This window comes from Myxococcus sp. AM009, assembly GCF_013372605.1.
In the GTDB taxonomy this organism is placed as follows: Bacteria; Myxococcota; Myxococcia; order Myxococcales; family Myxococcaceae; genus Myxococcus; species Myxococcus vastator.
In genome coordinates this window covers 1-8,696 of record NZ_JABXEP010000228.1, presented here as the reverse complement: position 1 = coordinate 8,696, position 8,696 = coordinate 1, and the positions used below count along the sequence as shown (strand labels likewise).

The window sequence follows — 8,696 nt, the reverse complement described above, 5'->3', positions numbered from 1 at the left end:
CCCCCGACCGTCAGGCCCACCCCCAGGCCCAGCAAGGTGCCGGCGTTGTCCTCATTCGACGTCCCCATCCCGACGATGATGAGCGGGATGCCCAGCAGCAGCAGCGGGGACAGCACGTAGCCGGAGTACGCCATCACCAGCGAGCCCGCGGGCCAGTTCGTGTCGATGGCGCGAATCTCGCTCTGGAGCATGGCGATCTGCTGCGTCAGCTCCCGGGCGCGGGCGTCCAGGTCCTCCGGCAGGGGCGGCGGCGTTGGCGTCCCGGACACGTCCGGCGTCTCCTCCGCCGGAGCCTGGGCGAGGAGCCGGGCGGACACGGGCCGCTCGGCCACGGGCGTCAGGAGCGAGTGGGACGTCGAAGTGGACGCGGTGGCCAGCAACGCAGCGGCGACGAGTGACAACATGTGTGGCGTTTCCCCCAGGTGTGGAGCAGCCGGGCGACCCTAGCATCCGCCCAGGCACGAAGGGCTCGAAGCCAGCTTGCATCCAGGGGACCTTCTGGCATGTTCGCCGCAGCCATGCGCCGCTTCATCGTCACCGCCGCCCTCCTTTGTTCCGCCCTGTCCGGCCTCACCGGCTGCAAGGGTGCCTGCCGCGAGCTGTCCGAGAAGCTGTGCGACTGCTCCATCAACTCGGTGGAGAAGGAGCTGTGCCTCCGTCGCGCCGCCCAGGAGGAGAACCGCGTGGAGCCCACCGCGGAGGATGAGGCGGTGTGCGAGGAGCGCCTGGACGGCTGCGACTGCCGCGCCATCGAGACCGAGGAAGGCAAGCGCGCCTGCGGCATCTCCCGCTGAGGCCCCCCACGCGTCCGGAGGCTCCGGGCGCAGGTGCCTCGGACGCCGCCCGTCTCGCTTGACGGCGCCAGCCCGCCGCTCAGGGCCCAGACACCACCGGCTTCGCGGGCTCGCGCGGCGCACCGTCCACCCAGGGCGTGAGCGCGGCGCGGACGCGTGAGCGCAGCGGTGTCTCCACGGCGCGGTGCACCCACAGCGACGCGGGCACGGCCAGCAGCAACACGGTGGCCAGCAGCCCCTCCGGCGTGCGCAGCTCCACCCAGGGCGCCAGCGACGTCCCCAGGCCCTTGGCCGCCTCCGACACCGGGTACTGGAGCAGGTAGAGCGCGTAGCTGGCGCCCCCCAGCTTCACCAGCGTGGGACGTGACAGCAGCCAGCCCAGGGCGCCTCCGCCCCGCGCCAGCCCGTACACCAGCAGCCCCGACGCGGGCGCCAGCAGGGCGTTGTGCATCAGCGGATACGGCACCCGCGCGCCCGCCGCGCCCGCCGCCACCAGCAACGCCGCCCCCAGCGCCGCCAGCACCGCGCCGGAGCCCTTCACCCCACCGGCCGCGCGCTCGCGCACGAAGCACCAGCCCAGCAGGACGCCGAAGAGGAACTCCGGCAGCCGCGCCAGCGGGTTGAACTTGAGCGCCATCAGCCAGGGCCCCGACGCCTGCACGTCCACCGGCCCCGGACCGTCCGGCGACAGCGCCAGGTACAGCAGCGGCGGCAGCAGCCCCAGCACCCACGCGCCGCCCAGGGCCACGGGGAGCCACGCGGGGTTGAGCCGGGGCAGCCCCTTCGCCAGCCGGGGAAAGAGGCCGTAGAAGCAGGCCTCCACCGCCACGGACCAACCCGGCGGATTCCAGTACAGCGCCAGCCGGGGCACCCAGGCCTGGAGCAGCGCCAGCGTCACCGCCCCGCCCACCGCGAGCTTCGCGGAAGCCACCTTCCAGCCGTTGTCCGCCACGGACGCGGCGATGGTGGTGGGCGCGGACAGGAGGAACGTCAGCGCGTAGACGGGATACACCCGGGCGACGCGCGCGGCCCAGAAGGCCCGGGGCGACGTCGCCATGCGCCCGTCCGCGTCCAGGTAGTTCCAGGCGAGCACGAAGCCGGACAGGACGAAGAAGACGCCCACCGCGGCGTAGCCCGCGCCCACCCAGTCGCGCAGCGCTTCCGGCGCCGTGCCCAGGCACGGCGCCGCGAAGTGGAACAACACGACGTGCAGGGCCGCGACGAAGCGCAGCCCCGTCAGCGCGTCGAGCGCCCTGCTCCCACGCACCGCTACCGCCGGCCGATGCCGTAGTACGTGAAGCCCAGCTCACGCATGCGCGTGGGGTCGTACACGTTGCGGCCGTCGAACACGACGGGCGACTTCATCAGCGTCTTCATGCGCTCGAAGTCCGGGTGGCGGAACTCGTTCCACTCCGTCACCACGAAGAGGCCGTCCACGCCCTCCAGCGCCTCGTAGGGCACGGAGGCGTAGCGGATGCGCTCACCGAAGACGCGCCTGGCCGTGTGCGGGGACACCGGGTCATGCGCAATCACCTGGGCGCCCTTGCCGATGAGGCCCTCGATGACCTCGATGGACGGCGCCTCGCGCATGTCGTCCGTCTTCGGCTTGAAGGCCAGACCCCACACGCCGAACTTGCGGCCCTCCAGCGAGCCGTAGTGTTTGGCGGCCTTGTTCACCAGCAGCTTCTTCTGGCGCTCGTTGGTGCGCTCCACCGCGCGCAGCAGGTCCAGCTCCAGGCCGTAGTCACGCGCCGTGGCCACCAGCGCCTTCACGTCCTTGGGGAAGCAGGAGCCGCCGTAGCCCACGCCCGGGAAGAGGAACGGATAGCCGATGCGCTTGTCCGAGCCCAGGCCCTTGCGCACGAAGTCCACGTCCGCGCCCACCTTCTCGCAGAGCGCGGCGATGTCGTTCATGAAGGAGATGCGCGTGGCCAGCATCGCGTTGGCCGCGTACTTCGTCAGCTCCGCCGAGCGCGTGTCCATGAACAGCACCGGGTTCTCGGTGCGAACGAAGGGCGAGTACAGGTCCGCCATCACCTTGCGGGCGCGCTCGGAGTCCACGCCGATGACGACGCGGTCAGGCTTGAGGAAGTCGTCCAGCGCGGCGCCCTCCTTGAGGAACTCCGGGTTGGAGACGACGTCGAACTCGATGTCCGTCACCTTGCGGATGGCCTCGCGCACCTTGTCCGCGGTGCCCACCGGCACGGTGCTCTTGTCCACCACCACCGTGTACTGCTTCATCGCCTTGCCAATCTGCTCGGCGGCGGCCAGCACGTACTGGAGGTCGGCGTCGCCGCTCTCACCCTCGGGCGTGCCCACGGCGATGAAGACGACCTGCGCGTGGGTGACGGCCTCCGTCAGGTCCCGGGTGAAGAACAGGCGCTTCTCGCGCACGTTCTTCTTGATGAGCTCCTCCAGGCCGGGCTCGTAGATGGGCACCTCGCCCGCCTGGAGCATGCGGATCTTCCGCTCGTCGATGTCCACGCACGTGACGTCGTTGCCCGAGTCCGCGAAGCAGGTGCCCGCGACCAGGCCGACGTAGCCGGTTCCGATGATGGCAATACGCATTGAGGGAGCCCCAGTGAATGTCTCTTGGAGGACTCATACGCCGGGAGGGAGTCCGAAAGGAAGCCCATCCCCGCCGCTGGGGCCGCCCCGCAAGCAGCCAGGCTTACTGGCCCGTGAGCAGGCGGCGAACCCGCTCCATGCCCTTGAGGGCCGAGGTCCGGCCAGGGGTGCATACAGGACCCACCACCGTCCGCTCCAGCAGCTCCCGCGTCGCCCTGCGCAGCGGCGGCAGCGCGGCGGTGGCGTCCGCGGCGGCGTCCGGGAACAAGCGCGCGACAATCGACAGGGACGTGTAGAGCGCCCGCTCCAGGCGCCACTCCGCGGCCCGGGCCAACAGCAACGGCACGTCCAGCGGACGCGAGTACACGCCGCCCATCCACTTCGCGCCGGTGACGAGCTCGCGCAGGTCGATGAAGGACAGCCACGGCACCGCGTACCCGTGGCGCGCATGCTCCAGCGCCACCAGCAGCACCGCGTCCTCCAGCTCCGGGCGGTAGAGCGAGGCGCCGTACACGCGCATGGGCCTGGCCCGCTCGATGATGCCCGCCGTCTGCTCGCGCCGCTGGGGGCCCAGCATGTCCGAATAGAGCAGGATGACGGTGCGCCCATCGGACACCACCTTCGCGGCGCCGCTGTTCTCCGTGTCGGGCTCCGGAGCGAACTCGTGGTGGGACAGGAAGCCCGAGAAGCCGTCCACATCCAGGCGCTTCATCAGGAGCTGCAGCTCCGGCACGGGGCGGAAGCCCACGTGCGGATAGAGCGAGTCCGCGAAGGACGCGGCCCCCATCAGCACCAGCCTGCGTCCCTCCAGCGCGCCCACGATGCGCTTGAAGTTCACGAGCTTCATCACGTTGTCGTTGACGGAGCCCTGGTAGATGCTGAGCAGCTTGTCCCGCGCCCACTCCGGCGCGTTGCCCGCGCCCAGCCGGTACTCCAGGTTGTAGGCCGCCAAGGGCGCCAGGCCCTGGGCGATGGCCCAGTCCACGTACTCCTCCCAGGGCGCCCCGCGCAGCGCGCCGCGTGGCGGGTCAAACGAGGAGAGCACTCGGAAGGTGTCGAGCAGACTGGCGGACATGGGCCCCCCTTTAACGGTCCGGACGCATGGCCTGCAACGCCCGGATGACGTCACGCCCGATGTGAAGCACCCGTCACTCCCAGGCGCCAGGGGTGAACACCCGACACAGGCCGGCCTTCCAGGGTGGGTCCGCAAACCCGTCCGAATGAATACCTGGGCCGCCCGGCACGTCGCGGGCCGGGCAGGCATTCTTGGAGGCGGCATGTCGCAGCAGGGCTGGTCGGACGGGCGTCCGGGACGTTGGCTCACGCTCGGAGCGCTCGGATGGGTGGCGTGCACTGGCACGACCCCCGAGCAACCTCCGGCATTCGACAACACCACGGCGGTGGAGTCGGAGGCCCGGTGCGAGGTGCGGCCGCCCTTCGAGCCCCACTTCGAGCCCGAGGTGGAGTGGGCGTGGACGGCCAGTCCTTTGATGCCCACGCACACCAACGCGCAGGCCACGCCCGTGGTGGTGGACGTCAACGCGGATGGCGTCCCCGACGTGGTGTTCAACAGCTTCGAGGGCTGGAACTTCAAGACGAACGGCGTGCTGCGCGCCCTCAGCGGCGCGGACGGCTCGGACCTGTGGGCGGTGACGGACCCGGCGTACCGCACCCGGGGCTCGGCCAGCGTCGCGGCGGGCGACATTGACGGAGACGGCAAGGTGGAGCTGTGCACCGTGCCGGAGCGCGCCCAGGGCATCATCTGCTTCGAGCACACCGGCGCCTTCAAGTTCCGCGCGGACGGGCCCCCGCTCGACTGGGGCGGCGTGTCCCTGGCCGACCTGGACGGAGATGGCTCGGTGGAGATCATCGCCGGCAACCACGTCTACGACAGCGGCGGGACGCTCCGGTGGGTGGGCAGCGACGGCGTGGGCAGCCCGGCCAACGACACCGGGCCGCTGGCGTTCGCGGTGGACCTGGACGGGGACGGGCTCCAGGAGGTGGTGAACGGCCGCGCCATCTACCGGCATGACGGCACGCTCCAGTGCAAGGCGGCGGAGCTGGGCCACGGGCTTTCGGGCGTGGGCAACTTCGACGCGGGCCCCCAGGGCGAAGTCGTCGTGGTGTGGGACGGCCACGTGTCCTTGATGGACGCGAACTGCCAGGTGAAGTGGACCGTGCGGCACCTGGGCGGCGGCGTGGGCGGACCGCCGAACATCGCGGACTTCGACGGGGACGGGCAGCCGGAGATTGGCGTGGCGGGCGCGTCCTACTACGCCGTGTTCGAGTCGACCGGCGCGGTGAAGTGGCTGAGCCCCACGCAGGACCACAGCTCCAACCGCACCGGCTCCTCCACCTTCGACTTCGAGGGCGACGGCCGCGCCGAGGTCGTCTACGCGGACGAGACGGCGCTGCGCATCTACGACGGCGTGACGGGGCAGGTCCGCTTCGAGGCGCCGCACAGCTCATGCACCGCGTATGAGAATCCGGTGGTCGCGGACGTGGACGGTGACGGCAACGCCGAAGTCGTCGTCGCGCAGAACACGGCCTGTGGCTACGGCGGCTTCAATGGCATCCGCGTGTACCGGGACCGCAAGGACGGCTGGGTGAACACGCGGCGCATCTGGAACCAGCACGCCTACTCCGTCACCAACGTGAATGACGACGGCACCCTGCCCGCGCGTCCGGTGAGCAACTGGCTGGCGCCGGGGCTCAACACCTTCCGCACCAACAGCCAGGGCACGGGCACCGTGCGGCCCTTCGCGGCGCCGGACCTCGCGCTCGGACTGGTGACGGCCGCGTGCACCGGCGAGGGCGCGGTGACGCTCGGCGCGAGGGTGCGCAACCAGGGAGATTCGGCGGCCTCGGCGGGTGTCCAGGTGGCCTTCTATCAGGACGCGGTGGGCGAAGGCGGCACGCTGCTGGGCGTGGCCACCGTGGCCCACACGCTGGAGGCGGGCGCGGAGGCGTCCGTGGAGCTGCCCATCGACACCGCCGAGCGCGGCTGGGTGCTCGTCTATGCGGTGGTGGATGACGACGGCACTGGCGCCGGGCGCGAGCTGGAGTGCCGCGAGGACAACAACGTCGCGTCGGCGCAGCTAAAGCTGGCGTGCGCGCCCAACGAGCCGCCGGTGGCGCTGTGCCAGGACGTCGTCGTGGAAGCGGACGCGCAGTGCCGCGCGTCGGCCAGCGTGGACAACGGCAGCCATGACCCGGACGGACAGCCGGGCCCCTTCTCGCTGACGCAGACGGCGCCCGGCCCCTTCAGCTTGGGGCGGCATGCCGTGACGCTCACGGCCCATGATGGCGAGGACAGCGCGGTGTGCCAGGCCACGGTGAAGGTGGTGGACACGACGCTGCCGTCCATCGTCTGTCCCGCGCCGCAGGTGCTGGAGTGCGTGGCGGGGGGCGCGGAGACCACCTACACCGCGCGAGCGGAGGACAACTGCGGGCCGGTGTCGGTGACGTGCACGCCGCCGGCGGGCTCCCGGTTCCCGCTGGGGCGCTCGGTGGTGGACTGCAACGCGGTGGATGGCTCCGGCAACGCGTGCGGCTGCGCCTTCTCCGTGACGGTGCGGGACACGCGGGCGCCCGTGCCCGGCGCGCCCCTGGGCAAGCGGCTGTGGCCTGTGGACCACCAGTACCGCACGGTGACGCTGGCGGAGTGCGCGGCGCCCGCGAAGGACGCGTGCATGGGTGACCTGTCACTGGCGCAGCATGGCCGCATCATCCGGGTGACGTCGGATGAGGCAGAGGACGTCGCGGGCAGCTGCGACGGCGCCACCTGCGAAGACATCGACGTGCGGGTGAACGCCAGCTCCGTCCAGCTCCGCGCCGAACGTGACGACGCCGGAGATGGCCGCGTCTACACGGTGCACTACGTGGTGGAGGACCCGTCCGGGAACCGGGCCGACGGACGCTGCACAGTGGAGGTGCCGCGCGACTCCGCCGGCCAGCACGTGCTCGACAGCGGACCGAAGTACTGCGTGGGCCAGGGCTGCGCGCCGGGCCTGGGCGGCAGCCCGCTGTGCCCATGAGGTGAGTGAGGCAGGGGCATGGAGCGGCGTCGCTCCACCGCCCCGCTTCCGCCCCTCGCATCAGGAGCCGCGACGCTGGTCCATTTCTGCGCGCAGCTTCTCCTCCTGGGCGCGCAGCTCCGGCGTGAACTCGGCGCCGAAGTCGGCCAGCTCGTAGAAGGGACGGATTTCCAGGTCCGACTCCTCGCCCGGCATCGGGTCCGGGCAACGGCGCGCCCACTCCATCGCCTCCTCCATCGACTTCACCTGCCAGATCCAGTAGCCGGCCACGAGTTCCTTCGTCTCGGCGAAGGGGCCGTCGATGACGCGCCTGGTTCCGTTCGAGAACCGGATGCGCTTGCCGGCACTGCTCGGCCTGAGGCCATCTCCATCGAGCATCACCCCGGCCTTCACCAACTCCTCGTTGAACTTGCCCATGTCCGCGAACTCCTTCTCGCTGGGCATCACCCCTGCCTCGGAGTTCTTCGTCGCCTTCACAAGCACCATGACCTTCATCGCATCGTCCTTTCGGTTGGGGGCACCGCCCCGTTCTGAAATGGCGACGAATCAGCCGGACGCGGATCGACACGGCCACAAGAAGATCGACACGGCGGCCGGGCCCTGAAAAACCCGAGCAGATTCAAGCCTCTACGAAACGGAGCCAAGGAGCCCTCTGTCGGGAGGCTGACCGGCCGCTCGCGGCGACATCCGCCGGAAATGACCGTGGTCCACGGCCCGAGTCGCACGGCGGCCCTCATGAGCCAGATTCACTCCCTGGCGCGCTGGCCATGGCGATGGGCGGACTGGCTGGCTGCGGCCGAGGCATGCCGCGCACCCAGCTCAGCCTGGACGGCGCAGGCTCGCCCGCACGGCGTTCCTTGCGCGCCGGACGCCATACCGCGCCACGGAGCCCATCCGTGGCGCCAGCAGCAGCTTCGCCGCCATCCACCCGGCCCGGCTATCCAGCAGCGACGCCCCCAGCAGCCGCGCGTCGGAGAAAAAACGCCGTGCGAGCACTTGCTGCCAGCGAGGCGGAGCCAGCGCCGCCAGCGCCTCGCCCGGCACCGGCGCGGCCAGCAGCCGCCGCGCCGCGTCCCACGCGTACCAGACCGCCTGTGGGAAGGCCGTGCCCCGCGCCCGCTCCACCACCATCCCCCAGTCCAGCCGCGTGTCCGGCAGCGCCAGCAGCTTCAAGTCAAACAGCCACGCCAGCCGCTGCAACGCGTGGTTGCTCGCGTGCAGGGCCAGGTACACCGCTTCGTCCTCGGGCCGCAGCCAGCGCACGGCCCGAGGACGAAGCGGTGTACCTGGCCCTGCA

Annotated in this window: 9 protein-coding genes; 3 read left to right on the top strand and 6 right to left on the bottom strand. The window is 71.0% G+C overall.

Annotation, left to right across the window (positions count from 1 at the left end; genetic code table 11):
• Positions 1-404 (bottom strand): hypothetical protein (locus tag HV824_RS33200; protein WP_176425057.1); only part of this gene is annotated, 404 nt, incomplete at its 3' end.
• 99 nt (positions 405-503) lie between these two features.
• Between HV824_RS33200 and HV824_RS33195 the strand changes: the two genes are divergently transcribed.
• Positions 504-794: a hypothetical protein gene (locus HV824_RS33195; protein ID WP_163785861.1), complete on the top strand. Its 291-nt coding sequence runs from the start codon at positions 504-506 to the stop codon at positions 792-794.
• 79 nt (positions 795-873) lie between these two features.
• Here the strand turns inward: HV824_RS33195 and HV824_RS33190 are convergent, their stop codons facing one another.
• From HV824_RS33190 to HV824_RS33180, 3 genes are all read right to left on the bottom strand, one after another.
• Positions 874-2,061 (bottom strand): acyltransferase, encoded by a 1,188-nt coding sequence (locus tag HV824_RS33190; protein ID WP_176425056.1) that lies wholly within the window; start codon positions 2,059-2,061, stop codon positions 874-876.
• A gap of 2 nt (positions 2,062-2,063) precedes the next feature.
• A complete protein-coding gene (locus HV824_RS33185; protein ID WP_176421416.1) occupies positions 2,064-3,362 on the bottom strand; it encodes a UDP-glucose/GDP-mannose dehydrogenase family protein in 1,299 nt (432 codons plus the stop codon).
• A 103-nt stretch (positions 3,363-3,465) separates the two neighbouring features.
• Positions 3,466-4,437, bottom strand: a complete 972-nt coding sequence (locus HV824_RS33180) for a nucleotidyltransferase family protein (protein ID WP_176425055.1) — start codon at positions 4,435-4,437, stop codon at positions 3,466-3,468.
• A gap of 202 nt (positions 4,438-4,639) precedes the next feature.
• Between HV824_RS33180 and HV824_RS33175 the strand changes: the two genes are divergently transcribed.
• Positions 4,640-7,399 carry an FG-GAP-like repeat-containing protein gene (locus tag HV824_RS33175; protein WP_176425054.1) on the top strand — a complete coding sequence of 920 codons (2,760 nt, stop codon included), beginning with the start codon at positions 4,640-4,642 and terminating at the stop codon, positions 7,397-7,399.
• A gap of 60 nt (positions 7,400-7,459) precedes the next feature.
• On the opposite strand, the gene HV824_RS33170 is transcribed toward HV824_RS33175, so the two are convergent.
• On the bottom strand, positions 7,460-7,894 hold the full coding sequence (locus HV824_RS33170) for a YciI family protein (protein ID WP_176421413.1): 435 nt from the start codon (positions 7,892-7,894) through the stop codon (positions 7,460-7,462).
• On the opposite strand from HV824_RS33170, the gene HV824_RS33165 reads away from it, so the two are divergent.
• Positions 7,815-8,003 (top strand): hypothetical protein, encoded by a 189-nt coding sequence (locus HV824_RS33165; RefSeq protein WP_176425052.1) that lies wholly within the window; start codon positions 7,815-7,817, stop codon positions 8,001-8,003. The two genes, HV824_RS33170 and HV824_RS33165, sit on opposite strands and share 80 nt — an antisense overlap.
• Before the next feature lie 215 nt (positions 8,004-8,218).
• Here HV824_RS33165 and HV824_RS33160 read toward each other — a convergent pair.
• Positions 8,219-8,696 (bottom strand): nucleotidyltransferase family protein (locus tag HV824_RS33160; protein ID WP_176425053.1); only part of this gene is annotated, 478 nt, incomplete at its 5' end.